This is a genomic window from Brevundimonas sp. PWP3-1b1 (assembly GCF_049896065.1).
Lineage (GTDB): Bacteria > Pseudomonadota > Alphaproteobacteria > Caulobacterales > Caulobacteraceae > Brevundimonas > Brevundimonas intermedia_B.
The window spans coordinates 439,783-456,521 of the sequence record NZ_JAFCTO010000001.1 but is presented as its reverse complement, the minus strand read 5'-3'; the positions used below and the strand labels follow the sequence as shown (position 1 = coordinate 456,521).

The 16,739-nt window shown below is 68.5% G+C and carries 13 protein-coding genes and 1 tRNA gene; 9 read left to right on the top strand and 5 right to left on the bottom strand.

From position 1 onward, the window contains the following. Nucleotides 1–97 precede the first annotated feature (97 nt). From ACP69V_RS02220 to ACP69V_RS02205, 4 genes are all read left to right on the top strand, one after another. Entirely contained in the window at nt 98–397 is a 300-nt protein-coding gene (locus tag ACP69V_RS02220; RefSeq protein ID WP_346495602.1) for a DUF6356 family protein, read from the top strand. An 81-nt stretch (nt 398–478) separates the two neighbouring features. After that, the gene (gene rlmN / locus ACP69V_RS02215; RefSeq protein WP_426022441.1) at nt 479–1,639 is read left to right on the top strand and encodes a 23S rRNA (adenine(2503)-C(2))-methyltransferase RlmN; all 1,161 of its coding nucleotides are present in this window, start codon (nt 479–481) and stop codon (nt 1,637–1,639) included. Between the two features lie 239 nt (nt 1,640–1,878). Continuing rightward, nucleotides 1,879–2,319 (top strand): DUF350 domain-containing protein, encoded by a 441-nt coding sequence (locus tag ACP69V_RS02210; protein WP_304936234.1) that lies wholly within the window; start codon nt 1,879–1,881, stop codon nt 2,317–2,319. A gap of 19 nt (nt 2,320–2,338) precedes the next feature. After that, a complete protein-coding gene (locus tag ACP69V_RS02205; protein ID WP_426022440.1) occupies nt 2,339–3,169 on the top strand; it encodes a S1 family peptidase in 831 nt (276 codons plus the stop codon). Nucleotides 3,170–3,551: 382 nt separating this feature from the next. Here the strand turns inward: ACP69V_RS02205 and ACP69V_RS02200 are convergent, their stop codons facing one another. Beyond that, on the bottom strand, nt 3,552–6,422 hold the full coding sequence (locus ACP69V_RS02200) for a M16 family metallopeptidase (protein ID WP_426022439.1): 2,871 nt from the start codon (nt 6,420–6,422) through the stop codon (nt 3,552–3,554). 243 nt (nt 6,423–6,665) lie between these two features. On the opposite strand from ACP69V_RS02200, the gene ACP69V_RS02195 reads away from it, so the two are divergent. Further along, nucleotides 6,666–8,387: an ATP-binding protein gene (locus tag ACP69V_RS02195; protein WP_426022438.1), complete on the top strand. Its 1,722-nt coding sequence runs from the start codon at nt 6,666–6,668 to the stop codon at nt 8,385–8,387. Here ACP69V_RS02195 and ACP69V_RS02190 read toward each other — a convergent pair. Further along, nucleotides 8,384–9,253 (bottom strand): isoaspartyl peptidase/L-asparaginase family protein, encoded by an 870-nt coding sequence (locus ACP69V_RS02190; protein ID WP_426022437.1) that lies wholly within the window; start codon nt 9,251–9,253, stop codon nt 8,384–8,386. The two genes, ACP69V_RS02195 and ACP69V_RS02190, sit on opposite strands and share 4 nt — an antisense overlap. Before the next feature lie 99 nt (nt 9,254–9,352). Here ACP69V_RS02190 and ACP69V_RS02185 point away from each other — a divergent pair, with 99 nt between their 5' ends. After that, nucleotides 9,353–10,354 carry an NADPH:quinone oxidoreductase family protein gene (locus tag ACP69V_RS02185; RefSeq protein ID WP_426022436.1) on the top strand — a complete coding sequence of 334 codons (1,002 nt, stop codon included), beginning with the start codon at nt 9,353–9,355 and terminating at the stop codon, nt 10,352–10,354. Between the two features lie 159 nt (nt 10,355–10,513). Here the strand turns inward: ACP69V_RS02185 and ACP69V_RS02180 are convergent, their stop codons facing one another. Beyond that, on the bottom strand, nt 10,514–10,912 hold the full coding sequence (locus ACP69V_RS02180; RefSeq protein WP_426022435.1) for a YkvA family protein: 399 nt from the start codon (nt 10,910–10,912) through the stop codon (nt 10,514–10,516). A gap of 56 nt (nt 10,913–10,968) precedes the next feature. Here ACP69V_RS02180 and ACP69V_RS02175 point away from each other — a divergent pair, with 56 nt between their 5' ends. The 3 genes from ACP69V_RS02175 to arsH all read left to right on the top strand — a co-directional run bounded on the left by ACP69V_RS02175 (nt 10,969) and on the right by arsH (nt 13,295). Further along, a complete protein-coding gene (locus ACP69V_RS02175; protein ID WP_426022434.1) occupies nt 10,969–11,751 on the top strand; it encodes an SDR family oxidoreductase in 783 nt (260 codons plus the stop codon). Between the two features lie 242 nt (nt 11,752–11,993). Beyond that, nucleotides 11,994–12,068: transfer RNA gene (locus tag ACP69V_RS02170), tRNA-Gly, on the top strand. 471 nt (nt 12,069–12,539) lie between these two features. Then, on the top strand, nt 12,540–13,295 hold the full coding sequence (arsH, locus tag ACP69V_RS02165) for an arsenical resistance protein ArsH (protein WP_035307546.1): 756 nt from the start codon (nt 12,540–12,542) through the stop codon (nt 13,293–13,295). A gap of 116 nt (nt 13,296–13,411) precedes the next feature. On the opposite strand, the gene ACP69V_RS02160 is transcribed toward arsH, so the two are convergent. After that, a complete protein-coding gene (locus ACP69V_RS02160; protein WP_035307547.1) occupies nt 13,412–14,521 on the bottom strand; it encodes a Fic family protein in 1,110 nt (369 codons plus the stop codon). Between the two features lie 224 nt (nt 14,522–14,745). Next, nucleotides 14,746–16,677 carry a cytochrome c/FTR1 family iron permease gene (locus ACP69V_RS02155; protein ID WP_112863178.1) on the bottom strand — a complete coding sequence of 644 codons (1,932 nt, stop codon included), beginning with the start codon at nt 16,675–16,677 and terminating at the stop codon, nt 14,746–14,748. Nucleotides 16,678–16,739 lie beyond the last annotated feature (62 nt).

Below are 16,739 nucleotides of genomic sequence, written 5' to 3'. Positions count from 1 at the left end.
TGGGCGATGGGCGGGCGGAATGAACGGATCGCGGCAGGGGTTGCGTCCAAGGCCGTCAGGCGTGACCATAGGGGCGCCGAAGCAGGGAGCCCGCGCCATGAGCCAGACGACGATCGACCGGCCCCGTTCAGGCTCCACGCCCTTCGCCCGGCTGTTCCGCGATCATCCGCGCGAAGTGGGCGAGACCTATTTCGAACATATGGCCGCCTCGGCCGCCTTCGGCTTCAAACTGATGCGGCTGGCCGGCGCCGCCTTCGCCCACGCGGTCGTGCCGGGCGTGCACAAGAGCACCGTCTCGACCGCCATTCGCGGCATGGCGGGCGAGATGGGCGGCCGGGCCGAAGAGGCGCGAGAGACCCGGATGCGCGACGCCGGCGTCTGGGACGTAGGCCTCTAAAGCCGTCGAATCCGCCCCGGCCATGCAATCGCCGGGATCCGTGCTATATAGGCCGGCTCAACCTCACGCAGGATCGCCGCCTTGAGCATCACGCTCGACCTTTCGCGCGTCTCTAACGCGCCCGCCAAGAAGGCTCCCGTCAACCTCAGCGGTCTGACGCGCGCGGGCCTGCGCCAGGCGCTGATCGACGCCGACGTCTGTCCGCCCGAGAAGGCGAAGATGCGCGCCAGCCAGGTGTGGGGCTGGATCCACCACTATGGCGTGACCGAGTTTTCGGCCATGAGCAATGTCGCCAAGGACATGCAGGTCAAGCTGGCCGAGCATTTCACCCTGGCCCGCCCCGAGATCGTCGAACGCCAGGTGTCCAAGGACGGCACCCGCAAATGGCTGATCCGCACCGCGCCGGGCATCGAGATCGAGACCGTCTATATCCCCGACGTGGGCCGCGCCGGCGCGCTTTGCGTGTCCAGCCAGGTCGGCTGCACCCTGAACTGCACCTTCTGCCATACCGGCACGCAAAAGCTGGTCCGCAACCTGACCGCCGCCGAGATCGTGGCCCAGGTCCAGGTGGCGCGCGACGATCTGGAGGAATGGCCGTCGCCCAAGGAAGACCGGCGCCTGTCGAACATCGTCTTCATGGGCATGGGCGAGCCGCTGTATAATCTCGACCACGTCGCCGACGCCATCGACATCATCTCGGACAATGAGGGCATCGCCCTGTCGCGTCGGCGGATCACCGTCTCGACCTCGGGCGTCGTGCCGCAACTTGATGCGCTGGGCACGCGCACGGCGGCCATGCTAGCCATCAGCCTGCACGCCACCAACGACGCCCTGCGCGATGTGCTGGTGCCGCTGAACAAGAAGTACAATCTCGAACAGCTGATGGCGGGCATCCGGGCCTATCCGGGCCTGTCGAACGCGCGCCGGGTGACGTTCGAATACGTCATGCTGAAGGGCGTCAACGACAGCCCCGAAGAGGCGCGGGCTCTGCTCAAGCTGATCGAGGGCATTCCGGCCAAGATCAACCTGATCCCGTTCAACCCCTGGCCGGGCGTCGAATACGAATGCTCGGACTGGAAGACCATCGAACGGTTCGCCGCCATCCTGAACAAGGCCGGCTACGCGTCACCCATCCGCACCCCTCGCGGCCGCGACATCCTGGCCGCCTGCGGCCAGCTGAAGTCCGAAAGCGAAAAGGTCCGCGCCAGCACGCTCAGGAAGGCCGAGCAGGCGGCGGCTTGATCCGTCGTCTTCTCCCCACTTGTGGGGAGGGGGACCGCGAAGCGGTGGAGGGGCTCTTGAAGTCACGCTGCCGCTTGTGATGGACCAAAGAGCCCCTCCGTCACGGCGCGAAGATGCGCCGCGCCACCTCCCCATCGCTACGCGATAGGGAGGAGACACAACCCTCGACACATAATGTCACGCACTGTGTCCCGGCCGCGCTTGCGGATTGGGGCGACAATCGGGCAAGGCGTCTGGGTATGGACCCGTCTCTGTCGAACGTCCTTTCCAGCGCCGAGGTGCAGGCTTTCGCCTCGGGCTTCCCGGTCATGGTCATGCACCTGATCGTCACCCTGCTGCTGCTCGCGGCAGGGGCGACGGTCTATGCCCTGCTGACGCCGTGGAAGGAGGTCGCCCTGATCCGTCAGGGCAATACTGCCGCGGCCATCGCCTTTGCGGGCATTCTGGTGGGGTTGGCCGTGCCGTTGGCGGTGTCTCTGTCGGTCTCGACCTCGGTGCGCGACATCGCCATCTGGGGCGTGGCCACGGTGGTGCTGCAACTGCTGGCGTTCCGGGTCGTGGACCTGCTGCTGACGGGCTTGCCCGAGCGGATCCGGCATGGCGAGATCTCGGCGGCGGTGGTGCTGCTGGGCGCCAAGCTGGCGACGGCCGTGATCCTGTCCGCCGCGCTTACCGGTTGACCGGGCCGGCTGACGGATAATGCAATTTCCCCGCCTGCCGGACTGGGCCATCTACGGAGCGGTGGCGGCCGTCTTCCTGGCCGTGTCGCTGGGCCGGCGCGAGAATGCGGATGCGCCGCCCGCCTCGGCGCCCGCCTCCGAGGTCGAAGGGCCGCTGCTGGGACCGATCACCCCCTTCGACGCCGCCGTTACGGTCGACGCGGGCCAGGCGCCGTTCAAGCCGTCGTCGGGGACCGCCTTCTCCATCGCCGGCCGGGGCCGCTGGATCACGGCGCGCCATGTGGTCGAGGGGTGTCGCAGGCCGGCGCTGGTGGTGGGCCAGGGCCGGGCCGTCGCCGCCGACGTGCGTCTGGCGCCCCGCGCGGACATCGCCCTACTGATCACCGACGGGGGGCCGCCCGCCTTGCCGGTCGCGGCCGAGGCGCCGTTGCGCAAGGGGCAGCGGGCCTTCCATCCCGGTTTCCCGCAAGGGCGGCCGGGCGAAGTGACCTCGCGCCTCTTGGGCCGCGAAACGCTGAAGGTGTTCGGACGCGGCGCACGCGACGAACCGGTCCTGGCCTGGGCCGAGGTCGGGCGCACCAACGGGCTGGAGGGCACGCTGTCGGGTCTGTCGGGAGCGCCTGCGCTGGACCCTCAGGGCCGGGTCGTGGGCGTCACCATCGCCGAGGCGCCGCGTCGGGGCCGAATCTATACGACGGCGCCCGAAACCTTCGGCCCGGCGATCAGGGGCGAACAGACGGCGGGCGAGGACGCGCGGGGCCAGGCGGTGACGACCGAGGATTACGGACGGGTGTCGAACCGGCTGAGGCGGGATCTGCGCGTGGCCCAGGTGGTGTGCCTGTCCGTCTAGGCGGCGAAGTTGGACTCGAAGTTGGACTGCGAAAAAACAGTCCAAGTCGTCCAACGAGTCCAAGTCGGCGGGATCGCGATGTCAAAGACCGGGGGATGGATCATAACCCCGGTTGGGGCCACGTATGGATGAAAGACGCTGCGGGTCTTCAGGCTATTGAAAAGATTGGGCGGCGGCGGCTGAAGTACGATGGCTGGCGAATATCAGGCGGCGCCTCTCCCTCCCCCAGCGGGGGGAGGGTGGCCGAGCGGAGCGAGGTCGGGTGGGGGCGGCAGGGCGACCGTTCAAAGACCTGTAAGGCATGCGGCCTTGCCGGGCCGCCCCCACCCGGTCGCTGCGCGACCACCCTCCCCGGACGGGGAGGGAGAGCGTCTGTGTCCCCTTACTTCAGCGCGCCGTTGTTCAGGTTCAGGGCGCCGGCCTCGATGACTTCGAGGTTCGGATGTTTGGCGCGCAGGGCGTCGAGGAACAGCGAACCGTCGCCGACGATGACCAGGCTGGCGCGATTGACCGGCAGGTGTTCGGCGAAGGCAGCCTGGACCTGGTCGGGCGTCACGGCGCGGACCCGGCCGGCGTAGTCGGCGAGGTCGCTCATCGGCAGGTCATAGAGGGCCAGGTTGGCGACCAGGGCGCCCAGGCCGTCGACTGTCTCCAGCGAGCGGCCGAAGCCGCCGATCAGGGTGGCCCGGCGCGGGGCCAGGTCGGCCTGGGTCGGGGTCTCGGCGCCCAGTTTAGCGATCTCGGCCAGGATCAGGTCGGCGACCTCGTCGGCGGTCTCGTTCTTGGTCTGGGTCGAGGCGGTGAACAGGCCCGCATCCGCCCGCACGCCCAGCGACGACGAGGCGCCGTAGGACAGGCCGCGCTTGATGCGGATCTCCTGGTTCAGCCGCGACGAGAAGCCGCCGCCCAACAGGGTGTTGCCCACCGTCAGGGGGAAGAAGTCCGCATCGGTGCGCGACACGCCGCGAACGGCGGCGACGACGGCGGCCTGGCCGGCGCCGGGCTGGTTCACCACAACGATACGGGGCGCCAGGGCCTGACCGGCGGGGTTGGCGGTGGCGGCGGGCGCGGCGCCGGCTGGGTTCCAGTCGCCGAACGCCTGCTGCGCCAGGGCGCGGGCGGCGTCGAGGGTGATGTCGCCCGAGAAGACCAGGGTCGCGTCCGACGGGCGATAGCGGGCGGCGTGGAAGGCGGCGACGTCGGCCGGGGTGATGGTCGGCACCGTCTGTTGCGTGATCGTCCCGCCATAGGGGGCGTCGCCATAGATGACGCGGCCCACGGTCATGCCGGCGATGGCGGCCGGCTGGCTGAGGGCGACGCGCAGGCCGTCCAGAGTCTGGGCCTGCTGACGCTCAAGCTCCTCGCCGGCGAAGGTCGGGTTCTTCACCAGATCGGCCATCAGGGCGACGGTCGCGGGGAAGGCGTTGGACGGGGCGTTGGCGTAGACGTTGGAGAAGTCCACGCCTGCGCCCGCGCCGATCGACGCGCCCAGCTGTTCGATCTGGGTGGCGATTTCCGGCGCCGTCTTCGTCTTGGTGCCCTGGGTCAGCAGGGCGGCGGTCATGGCGGCGATGCCGGCCTTGCCCGTCGGATCGTCGGACGAGCCGGCGTCGAAGCTGAGACGGGCCGAGACCAGCGGCACGCCGTCGGTCGGGGCGACCAGGACGCGCAGGCCGTTGTCGAGGCGGAAGTCGGCGACGGCGGGAGTGACGGGCGCGACCTCGGCGCCCGGCTGGGGCAGGGGGGTGCGCTCGGCTTCGGGCAGGAGGACGGCGGGCGGGCCGGCCGGCGCCAGGTCGGCGACGGTGACGGGGGCGCCGACATTCATCTTCTGAACCGAGGCGGGGTTCTGGTCGTCGGCGGCCAGGAAGGTGATCGTCGATTGGCGTTGCGGCGTCAGATATTTGCGGGCCACGCGCTGGACGTCGGCGACGGTGACGGCCTGGATCTGGGCGACCTCTTCGTCGGCGGCGGCGGCCGAGCCGGTGTTGATCAGGGCGAAACCGAGCGCGGTGGCGCGGTCGTCCACCGTCTCGCGGCTGCGCAGCGCATCAGCGACGATCTCGTTCTTGGCCTCGGACAGTTCGTCGGCCGAGACGGGGGCGTCGCGCAGCTTGGCGATTTCTTCGTTCAGGGCGGCGACGCCTTCCTCGGCCGTATGGCCCTGGGCCATGATGGCCAGGGCCGACAGGTTGCCGGCCTGTTGCGAGAAGTCGGGGGTCGAGCCGATCTGGGCGGCGATCTGCTTGTCATAGACCAGCGAGCGATACAGGCGGCTGGATTCGCCGGTGGACAGGATGCCGTCCAGCACGGTCAGGGCGGCGCGGTCGGCGTCGGCGTATTTGACGGTCGGCCAGGCAACGACGGCGGCCGGCAGCGGCACGTTCGGCGCATAATAGGTGACGTTGCGCGGGCCCGTCGGCTCGGGCTCGACCACATTGTTGACCGGGACCGGCGTGGTCGGGTTCTTCAGCGGGCCGAAATACTGGTCGATCCAGCGGTCCAGCTGGGCCTGGTCGAAGTTGCCCGCCACGATCAGATAGGCGGCGTCGGGCCGGTAATAGGTGGCGTGGAAGCGGCGCACGTCCTCCAGCGACGAGGCCTCAAGCTCCTCGATCGAGCCGATGCCGGGGCGGCGATAGGGACTTTCCTGATAGATGGTCTCGGGCACGAACAGGCCGAACAGGCGGCCATAGGGGTTGGCCAGAATGCGCTGGCGATATTCTTCCTTCACCACGTCGCGCTCGGCGACGAAGGTCGGCTCGTCCACGACAAGCGAGCCCATGCGGTCGGCCTCGGCGAACAGCATCCGCTCCAGGTGGTTGGCGGGCACGGTCTCGAAATAGGCGGTGGTGTCGTCGGCGGTGAAGGCGTTGTTGGAACCGCCCACATCCTCGGTCAGCCGGTCGAAGGTCTCGGGCGGCAGGTTCTTGGTGGACTTGAACATCAGGTGTTCGAACAGGTGGGCGAAGCCCGAACGGCCGGCCGGATCGTCCTTTGACCCGACCTTGTACCAGACCTGGACCGTGACGTTGGACGTGTCGGCGTCGCGGGAAGTGTAGACTTCAAGCCCGTTCGGCAGCACGCGCTTGGCGAAGCCCAGCGGGGGCACGGCGACGCCCTGGGGCGCCTGAACGGCGGCGGGGGCTCCCTCGACGAAGGCGGGGGCTGCGAAGGCGGGGGCGGCGAGGCCGAGCAGCAGGGCCGAGGCGGCTGCGCCGACCTTGAGGGTGGCGGTGAGGCGGAATTTCATGCGGGGCTCCCAGGCCCGGAACGCCGGGCGAGGCATGACCGTATCAGCGATTGACGGCTATGCACCTTACCGAGATGTAATGAAGCCGACCGCCCGGTCATGGACAAGCGCCGGGCGGCGCGATATGGCCGATCACCGCATCCCTGCGGTCCTTCCCAGTCCCGAGGTCGAGTGCCGAGACCCGCGAAAGCGACAGCTGTCTCTGACGAGAAAATCGCGGTCTGGGCCTTCGTCCTGGAAAATATGGTTACTCCGCCGGCCGTGCTCTACGGCAGTTGGGCGGCTGCGGGGCTGATCCTGGCGGCCCTGGGGCAACCCTGGCTGGGGCTGGGATTCGCCGCCGTCGGCATGGCGTTCGACGCCTGGGCGCAGCGACGGGTGAAACGCTACCGGCAGGAGGAGGCCCCAGTGTCCGGCTGGCCTCCGGTGCTGATGATGATCGTGACGACGAGGTTCGCCCTGGGGGTGTCGGGCCCTTTGATCGCCTGGCTGTCGAGCCCGATCCCCGATGTCCGGCTGGTGGTCATCCTGATCCAGGTCTGGTCGATCGGCGTGGCCTTCGTCCAGTTCAGCGCGGCGCCGAGGCTGCTGGGTCTGGCGGCGGCGCCGATCGGCGTCGCCGTGCTGGTGATGATCTATCCGGCGTTGATGGGGCCGCATGGGCTGGCGGTCGCGGCCGCCTTCGTCATGCTGGCGATCATCCTGGTCATCATCTCGCGGGCCATGCACGCCCTGTGGTGCGATCTGTTCGCGGCCGATCAACGCAACAAGAGCCTGCTGGCCGAGGTCAAGGCGGCGCATGCGGCGGCCCTTCTGGACCGCGACTCGGCCCAGGACGCACGGCGTGAGGCGGACGAGGCCAACGCCGCCAAGTCCCGCTTCCTGGCCAATATGAGCCACGAGATCCGCACCCCCCTGAACGGCGTCATCGGCATGGCGCAGATCATGGCCGGCGATGCGTTGGAGGACCGACAGAAGCGGCGTCTGGAGATCCTGGACCGGTCGGCCCACACCCTGCTGGATCTGATCAACCAGATCCTGGACCTGTCGCGGATCGAGGAAGGGCGGCTGGAGATCGTGCCTCAGGCCATCGACGCCGACATCCTGATCCACGAGGTGACCGAGACGCTGAGACCGCTGGCGAACAGCAAGGGACTGGCCTTGCACGTGCGCTCGGCGGGCCTGGGCTGGGTCAGCGCCGATCCGGTGCGGCTGCGCCAGATCCTGTTCAACCTGCTGTCCAACGCCATCAAGTTCACGGCCGAGGGCGAGGTGGCGCTGGATGTCGCGCGCACGGACGCCGGGGTGGTGTTGCGGGTCTCGGACACCGGGCGGGGCATACCGGCCGACCAGATCGAACATCTGTTCACGCGCTTCGCCCAGATCGAGGCGGCGGCGGTGGATCGTCGTGACGGGGCGGGGCTGGGGCTGTCGATCGTGGCGGCGCTGGTGGACCTTCTGGGCGGCCGGATCGAGGTCGAGAGCGAGGCGGGCGAGGGGGCGACCTTCGTCGTCACCCTGCCGCTGAAGCGGACGCCGCCTGTGAAGGCCGGCCAGGATGGGGCCGACGCCGAGCCGCAGGCGGCGCTGCGGGTGCTGGTCGCCGAGGACCATCCGGTCAATCAGCAGGTGATCCGCGGCCTGCTGGGCCAGGTCGGGATCGAGGTCGAGATCGTCGAGGACGGTCTTGAGGCGGTGAAGGCGACGCAGGCGCGCGCCTGGGACCTGATCCTGATGGACGTGCAGATGCCGAACATGGACGGACCGACGGCGACGCGGACCATCCGCAAGCGCGAGTCCGACGCGGGACTGGCGCGGACGCCGATTATCGCCCTGACCGCCAACGCCATGGTGGAGCAGGTCGACGCCTATCTGGAGGCGGGTATGGATGCGGTGGTCGCCAAGCCCATCGACCTGAAGGTGCTGCTGACCACCATCTCCGACGTGATGTCGGCGAAAACCTAGTCCCTGAAGACCTCGACGCCGATCTCGCCGGCGGGGGTCAGCCAGGCGTGTTTCATGCCTTGGCTGTTGAAGGGGGCGGCGATGTTTCCGGCGGCGTCCAGGGCGATCATGCCGCCGTCGCCGCCCATGGATCCGATCTCGTCGATGACGGCCTGGGTCGCCTGGCTGAGGGTCTGGCCGGCGGCGACGCGCCAGGCGACCTGGGCGGCGGCGGCGACGCGAATGAAATATTCGCCCTGGCCGGTGCAGGAGGCGGCGGCGCGGCCGTCGGCCCAGGTTCCGGCGGCGGGGATGGGGGTGTCGCCCACCCGACCCGGCATCTTGCCGAAGACCCCGGCGGTCGAGGTGGCGGCTGCGAGGCGGCCCTGAGCATCCAGCACGCAGACGCCGACGGTGCCGTGGCTGAGGGTTCCGGGCGGGTGGTTGTCCTCGCCCTTGCCGGCGCCGGTGAACCAGGCGGCCTCGTCGGCGATCGGCTCCAGCTTCTGGTCATGGGCGAACAGGGCCGCGCCCTCGCCCACCAGCATGACGTGCGGCGTGCGGTCCATCACGGCGCGGGCGGCGACGACGGGGTTGCGGAAGCCCTGCAGGGCGGCGACGGCGCCGGCGCGTTTGGTCGATCCGTCCATGATGCTGGCGTCCAACTCATAGGCGCCGGCCAGATTGGGCGAGGCGCCCTTGCCGGCGACGTAGAGGCCGGAATCCTCCAGCATGACGACGGCGGCGGTGGCGACGTCCAGGGCGCTGTCGCCCGCGTCCAGCCGCGCCTTCATGGCCTCGACCACCTGACGCATGTGCACGACTTCGGCGTCGTAGTTGCGTTCGCGCCGGGCGCCGGCGCCGCCGTGAAGGATGAGGGCGGTCATGGGGTCTTCCTGAGCCTGGTTTTCGTCGCCTCTTTCAATCGGGCGTGGCGCTGTTTAGCGTCGCGATGAAGGCCGCGCCATGTCGGCCAAGGAGGAAAGATGCGCGCTGTTTTGTCCAAGACGCCTGGCGGTCCCGAAACTCTGGTGGTCGAGGACGTGCTCGATCCGACACCGAAGGCGGGCGAGGTGATCATCGAGGTCAAGGCGGTGGGGATCAACTATCCCGACACCCTGATCATCGAGGACAAATACCAGTTCCGGCCAGAGCGGCCCTTCTCGCCCGGCGCCGAGGTGGCGGGCGTGGTCGAGGCGGTGGGCGAGGGCGTCAAGGGCGTGCGCAAGGGCGACCGCGTCATCGCCGTGCCGGGTTGGGGCGGGCTGGTGGAGCGGCTGGCGGTGCGGGCCGAGACGGTCATCCCGATCCCCGAGGCCATGAGCTTCGAGGAGGCGGCGGCCCTGATCATGACCTACGGCACAAGCTATTACGCGCTGAAGGATCGGGCGCAGCTGAAGGCCGGCGAGACCCTGCTGGTGCTGGGCGCGGCGGGGGGCGTGGGCGCCGCCGCCGTCGAACTGGGCAAGGCCATGGGCGCGCGCGTGGTCGCCGCCGCCTCGACCAACGACAAGGTCCAGTTCGCCCTGGACCTGGGGGCCGACAACGGCCTGATCTATCCGTCCGGCCTGATGGACAGGGCGGCGCAGAAGGAGTTGTCGGGCGAGTTCAAGCTGGCGACCGGCCGCGACGGCGCGGACGTGGTCTATGACGCGGTGGGCGGCGACTACGCCGATCCGGCGCTCAGGGCTATGGACTGGAACGGACGGTATCTGGTGGTCGGCTTCCCGGCGGGAATTCCGTCATTGCCGCTGAACCTGACCCTGCTGAAGTCGGTGTCGGTGATCGGGGTCTTCTGGGGCGCGGCCGTGGCGCGCGATCCCAAGGGCCACGCCGCCAACATGGCCGAGCTGATGCAGATGTACGCCGAGGGCAAGATCAAGCCGCGCGTGTCCCGGACCTTCCCGCTGGAGAAGGCGGGCCAGGCGATCAAGGCGCTGGGCGACCGTCAGGCCCTGGGCAAGATCGTGGTGACGGTGGAGAGCTGAATCCTCCCCAGCGCAGCGGGGGAGGGGGACCGCGCGCAGCGTGGTGGAGGGGGCGGAAGCGGACTGGATGCGAAACGTTTGGCGCAGCGCGCGCGTCGCCCCCTCCACCGCTTCGCGGTCCCCCTCCCCCGTTCCGCTACGCTTCTCGGGGGAGGATCGTCATTTCCCCTTCAGCCGCTGCACCGCATCCTCGGCCTTGTCGCGGTGGCGGCGTTTGATGTTGGCGCCGACCATGGCCAGGACGGCGGTGATAACGGCGGCGTCGTCGGTGTAGCCGATGCCGGCGAAGATGTCGGGAATGGCGTCCACGGGCAGGACGAAATAGGCCAGGCCGGCGAAGATCATGCCCTTGGCCGCCATCGGCGTCTGCGGATCGCGCGCGGCGTACCAGGCGGCCAAGGCCTGGTCGGCGAACGGAATGCGCGCCGCCGTGCGGGTGATCTTGGGCCAGAAGCCCCTGGTAACGCGCGCCTCGTTGACCTTCACGACGGAAGGGACGAGGGCCTTTTTCGGGTCCAGGGCGTCAGACGGATCGGCGGGTTTGGCTTTGGCGGTCATGGCCGCTAAATCCTCAAAAGAAACTCAGGTTCAAACAATACATAGGAACGATCAGGATGAAACTCGACAACACCATCGCCGCCGTGGTCACCGGGGGCGCCTCGGGCCTGGGCGAAGGCACCGCCCGCGCCATCGCCGCAACCGGGGCCAAGGTGGCCCTGTTCGACCTGAACGAGGAGCGGGGCGAGGAGATCGCCAGGGAAATCGGCGGCGTCTTCTGCAAGGTCGATGTCACTGACGACGCCTCGGTGGCCTCGGCCTTCGAAAAGGCCCGCGCCGCCCACGGCCAGGAGCGGCTGACCGTCAACTGCGCCGGCATCGCCACGGGCCAGAAGACCGTGTCGCGCAAAAAGGACACCGGCGAGATCCGCGCCCACGACATGGCCCAGTTCGAACGCACGGTGCGGGTCAATCTGTTCGGCACCTTCCGCGTCCTGTCGCAGTCGGCGGCGGGCATGGTGACGCTGGAGCCGATGGCGGACGGCGAGCGCGGCCTGATCGTCAATACGGCGTCCGTGGCGGCACAGGACGGCCAGATCGGCCAGGCGGCCTATTCGGCGTCCAAGGGCGGGGTCTATGCGATGACTCTGCCGGTGGCGCGCGATCTGGCCCAGGAAGGAATCCGCTGCAACACCATCCTGCCCGGCATCATGTGGACGCCGATGATGGCCGGCATGGACCAGAAGATCCAGGATGCCCTGGCCGCCGCCATCCCCTTCCCCAGCCGCCTGGGCACGCCGGCCGACTATGCGTCGCTGGTGCTGGAACTGGCCCGCAACGTCTATATCAACGGCGAATGCATCCGCCTGGACGGGGCTATCAGGCTGGCTCCGCGCTGAGGCGCGGAAGGGCGCTACGCTCGCGACGCGGTCGCTCGCTGCTTGAGCGCAAAGGCGCTCTGGCGGCGAGCAGCGGGGTCGCTCTGTCGGCAAGCTTGCGGCTCATGTCGCGTGAACCGCGATACGCAAATCGGCTCAAGTAGCGCGAAGCGCGATAGCCGCAAAAAAGAGCTTGCGGGACCGCTCAACCCTCCGCTATACGCCCCCTCCTCGACGGGGAGCGCACCTAGCTCCTACGGAGTGCGGGCGTAGCTCAGTGGTAGAGCACAACCTTGCCAAGGTTGGGGTCGAGAGTTCGAATCTCTTCGCCCGCTCCAGTCGAGATTGCCAAGGCAATCAATAGGTTATGGCAGGGCGATCCCAACGGGATCGCCCACCCTATTTTTTACGCCGCTACCACACCGCTACCAAAAATCTTTTGCTGGCGAGCGCTCGCCTGTCCATTGGCATGGCGCATTGCGGTGAAGGCCCCTGAAATCTGCTGAAAAGACCGAACTAATTTTTGCGGAGATCGACCCGCGAGCAGGTCACGGGAAAATAGTGCCTTGGAATGTTGTTGCCCGCAGCTTCTTGCCTCGTATCCGTCAACCGCCGCCTTTGACTCTCTGAAGGATCCCGCGGGGTTTGGCGACGGTCAGGGTGTCGCGGTCTCGGCGCGGTCCCGAGCGATTGCTGTTCACCGTCCTGTAGTGACCTTAATAGGACCGGCCCGGTCTATCGCTCGTCCGCACGTCGGACTTCGCGGACGTCTGGCCGGCGTCGGCCGCCTGTCTGACCAAGGACCTGTGATGACCTTCACCCGCCTGCGCTCGCTGCCGGACCCGGATCATCTGCCGGCTCTGGACGCGGCCTATCTGTCCGCCGATCCCGCCCGTGGACTGGGCCCGACCGAGCCGGCGCCGCGTATCCTTCTCCTGTACGGATCGCTGCGCGAGCGGTCGTATTCGCGGTTCTGCGTCGAGGAAGCGGCCCGCCTGCTGCAGCAAATGGGATGCGAGACCCGCATCTTCGACCCCACCGACCTGCCCCTGCCGGGCGCGCCCGGCGACGACGACCACCCGGCGGTGCGCGAGTTGCGCGAACACGCCTTGTGGTCGGAGGGCATGGTCTGGTGCAGCCCGGAGCGGCACGGCCAGGTCTCCGGACTGATGAAGCTGCAGATCGATCACCTGCCGTTGAGCCTGGGCGGCATGCGCCCGACCCAGGGCCGGACGCTCGCCGTCATGCAGGTGTCGGGCGGGTCCCAGAGCTTCAACGCCGTCAACACTCTGCGCCTTCTGGGCCGCTGGATGCGGATGGTCACCATCCCCAACCAGTCGAGCGTGGCCAAGGCCTTCCAGGAATTCGACGAGGCCGGCCGGATGAAACCCTCGGCCTACTATGAGCGGATTGTCGATGTGATGGAGGAACTGGTGCGCTTCACCATCCTGGTCCGGCCCCACGCCGTTCAGCTCGTGGACCGCTATTCGGAGCGCAAGGCGGCCGGAGTTTTGGTGGATGCCGCGTCCGACCTCTCGGCCATTGCTATCGCACGCCAGGCCTGAGGCTGCGTTTTTGGCGGTAACGCGCCAGAACTGGCGAATTGCGATCCTCCCTGTCGAGGCAGGGTCTTCAGTGGAGCCGCACGGCGCAGAGCCTCGCCGGCGCCATGGGGAGGCGCTTATCCTCGATCGACCAGAGAATAGCTTGTGCTGCGTCCCCCGCCGTCATCCTTCACGAGGATGCCCCGGTCCACCAGATCTTTGATGTCGCGCAAGGCCGTGTCGGGCGAGGACTTCGTCAGCGCCGCCCATTTGGTCGAGGTGAGCTTGCCTTCGAAGCCGTCGAGCAGCCGGTTGATGACCGTGCTCTGGCGCTCGCTCAACGTCTGACCTGCGAGCGCCTCCCAGAAGCGCGCCTTGCGCATCACATGGGTCAGGGTGGTTTCCGCGCCGTCGAATGCGCGATCGAGGCAGCCGAGGAACCAGTCCAGCCAGAGGGTCACGTCCAGCGCGCCTTTCTGGGTCGTCTCCAGGGTCGCGTAGTAGTCCTTGCGCTCCAGCCGGATCTGGGCGGACATGCTGTAGAACCGCTGGGCGCTTTTCTCGGAACGGGCGAGCGCCATGTCGGCGATCGCCCGGGCGATCCGGCCGTTCCCGTCGTCGAACGGGTGGATGGTCACGAACCACAGGTGGGCGATCGCGGCCTTGAGGACCGGATCCGTCCGCGGCTCGTCAGTGAACCAGTCGAGGAACGCGCGCATCTCGTCCTGCAGACGGGCGGCGGGCGGCGCTTCATAGTGCACGCGCTCTCGTCCGAAGGGGCCCGAGACGACCTGCATCGGGCCGGAGCTCTCGTTGCGCCAGGCGCCGACGACGATCTTCGTCATGCCGCTGCGTCCGGTCGGAAACAGGGCGGCGTGCCAGCCGAACAGCCGTTCCTCGGTGAGCGGAGACGCAAAGTTCTGGGTCGCGTCGAGCATCATTTCGACGACGCCTTCGACGTTGCGATCCGCGGGGGCGAGGGCCCCGATATCCATGCCGAGGCGGCGGGCGATGGAGGATCGCACCTGATCCTTGTCGAGCAGCTCGCCTTCGATTTCGCTGGATTTCAGGACATCTTCGGTAAGGGTCTCGAGGACGGCTTCAGCGCGGAGGTCGAAGCCGAGCGTGTGCATCCGGCCAAGCAGAAGGCCTTGGCGATGACGGACGGCTGGGAGGCGATCGGCAAGCGCGTCAGCGCGCCATTCCAGACGCGGCCAGCCTTCGATCTCATGGATGTATTGCGCCATTCCCCGCACTCCTTGCGGGGAATATGGGCGTTATGCGCCGCAGGAGCAAGGCTGTTCTCCGCGTGAAGTGCGGAGAATAGGACGCCTAATCTCCGCACCAAGGGAGGCCTCGCACACTATAGGCGGCCCCCGCACCCTGGGTATCCGCGGACTGCGCGGCTATCGGCGCCCAAGGAGCTCCGAAACCCGCGGGCCGCAGTTGGGCCTCAGGCGGAGACGCCCGCTCAAGAGGCTGGGCGCGCGCCCTTCGGCGCCGCATGCCGGGAGAAGCCGACCACGAGGATAGCAATCGTCAGAAGCTGAACGGCGACGCCCTCGACCGTCGGATAAAGACCGAGGATCTCGATGCGGGGGATCCACTCCAGCGGATGGACATCGAGCCAGCCCGCCTCCTGCAGCGCAGCCACGCCCTTGCCGACGAGGACGACCGACAGGATGGCCATGAGGATCGAGCTCAGCGAGAAGAACCGGCCGATCGGGAGGCGCATGCTGTAGGCCAGCAAGGCCCAGGCCACCACGGCCAGGATGGCCACCGCCGTCAGGGCGCCGGCCAGCATGCCGAGATGGCCGCCCTGGCTCCAGATCGCCGCATAGAAGAGGATGGTCTCGAACACCTCGCGGTAGACCACCACGAAGGCCAGCAGGAACAGGAACCATGCGGACCGCTTCGACAGCGCCTTGGAGAGCTTGTCGCGGATATAGGTCTGCCAGGCGTCGGCGTGCGACTTCCCATGCATCCAGATGCCGACCGAGACGAGCACCACGGCCGCCAGGAGCGAGCCGAATCCTTCGGTGAGCTCCCGGCTGGCGCCGCTGATGGAGATGAAGAAGGTCGCGGCCGCCCAGGTGGCGCCGCCGGCGACCAGCGCGGCCACCCAGCCGCCGTGGACGTAGCGCAGCACCTCGGGCCGTTCGGCCTTCCTCAGGAAGGCGATCATCGCCACCACGATGAGGATGGCTTCCAGCCCTTCGCGCAGCAGGATGGTGAAAGCGCCGAGGAAGCTGGCGAGATTGTCCGCCTCCTGGGGCGCGAGGGCGCGTTCGGCCGTGTCCAGCAGGGCGTTCGCGCGGGCGACCCGGTCCGCGACCTCCTGGGTCGGCGCGCGCCTGCTGATCGAGATGCGCAGGTCGGTCATGGCCGTCTCGACCCGCCGCAGCAAGGCGCCGTCACGAGCGCCGAGCGCCGGCTCCACCGGTTCGACGCCGTCGAGATAGGCCGAGAGGGCGAGGTCGGTCGCGGCCTTGCGGTCGCCCCGGCGATAGGCGGCCTCGCTTTCGGCCAGTCGCGTCCGGGCCAGGGTCAGGGTCGATCCCTCGGCGCGAACCGTCGCCTCGGGATGGCGACGCAGGTGAGCGATGACCGCCCGCGCCTTCGTCTCGCCGATCCTTGTCGCCAGCTCCGCCGGGGTGGCCTGGGTGAGGGCGGCCAGGTCAGGGAACGCGGCGCGGATCGCCGCGTCGCTCTCCCAGAGGCGTCGACCTTCGGCGGCTTCGGCGTCGGTGAAGGCGAACCGGCCCACGTAGAAGGCCAAGGCCCAGCGATCCTCGGCCGGCAGATGGGCGAAGCTGGCCATGGCCGTGCCCTCGAGCCCCTGATCGATCACCTGGTAGAGGCCGAACACGCTGCGCTGACGGGCGCGCTCCACATCCGCGAAGGCGATCGCAGGCGGGTCGAGCCCCTCGGCGCCCGGTCCGTCGGCGCGTCCGGTCACGCCATGGCAGACCGAGCATTGCTCGGCATAGAGGGTCGCGCCGCGGGCCAGATCAGGCGGGAACGAAGGCGCGAGCGGGCTCGGATAGGCCGCCAGCACCGCGCCGGCCAGCGCCTTGGCCCGGGCCCCGACGACCCCCGGGTCGGCCTTGTCGAGGATGGCCGCCTGCAGGGCCTCCGCGTCACGGATCAGGCCGGCCTTGGCCGGGTTCGGCGGCAGGGCGTCCAGGCGGGTCCGGATCTGGCCGCCGAACTCGATCATCTCGCCGTATTCGGCCGGATTGGTCACCTGACCATTGGCAACCGCGCCGGCATAGTCGACCGCCACATAGTCGAGCAGTCGCCAGGCGACCTGGGCCTCGGAGGCGGACGGCGCCTGGGCCAGGGCGGGTGCGGACAGCCCCATCGCAAGCATCAGGGCGAAAAGGCGGAGCAGAGGGCGCATGGGAGACCTAGTTGTGAGCGGCTCGCAATAGCATTCAGGCGACGGCACTGTCGCGCTTTATT

Coding starts and splice junctions, on each gene's coding strand:
- ACP69V_RS02210 (WP_304936234.1), top strand. CDS start 1,879: ATGGACCCGTCTCTGTCGAACGTCCTTTCCAGCGCCGAGGTGCAGGCT.
- ACP69V_RS02205 (WP_426022440.1), top strand. CDS start 2,339: ATGCAATTTCCCCGCCTGCCGGACTGGGCCATCTACGGAGCGGTGGCG.
- ACP69V_RS02200 (WP_426022439.1), bottom strand. CDS start 6,422: ATGAAATTCCGCCTCACCGCCACCCTCAAGGTCGGCGCAGCCGCCTCG.
- ACP69V_RS02160 (WP_035307547.1), bottom strand. CDS start 14,521: ATGGCGCAATACATCCATGAGATCGAAGGCTGGCCGCGTCTGGAATGG.
- arsH (WP_035307546.1), top strand. CDS start 12,540: ATGACCTTCACCCGCCTGCGCTCGCTGCCGGACCCGGATCATCTGCCG.
- ACP69V_RS02190 (WP_426022437.1), bottom strand. CDS start 9,253: ATGACCGCCCTCATCCTTCACGGCGGCGCCGGCGCCCGGCGCGAACGC.
- ACP69V_RS02185 (WP_426022436.1), top strand. CDS start 9,353: ATGCGCGCTGTTTTGTCCAAGACGCCTGGCGGTCCCGAAACTCTGGTG.
- ACP69V_RS02220 (WP_346495602.1), top strand. CDS start 98: ATGAGCCAGACGACGATCGACCGGCCCCGTTCAGGCTCCACGCCCTTC.
- ACP69V_RS02195 (WP_426022438.1), top strand. CDS start 6,666: ATGGTTACTCCGCCGGCCGTGCTCTACGGCAGTTGGGCGGCTGCGGGG.
- ACP69V_RS02155 (WP_112863178.1), bottom strand. CDS start 16,677: ATGCGCCCTCTGCTCCGCCTTTTCGCCCTGATGCTTGCGATGGGGCTG.
- ACP69V_RS02180 (WP_426022435.1), bottom strand. CDS start 10,912: ATGACCGCCAAAGCCAAACCCGCCGATCCGTCTGACGCCCTGGACCCG.
- ACP69V_RS02175 (WP_426022434.1), top strand. CDS start 10,969: ATGAAACTCGACAACACCATCGCCGCCGTGGTCACCGGGGGCGCCTCG.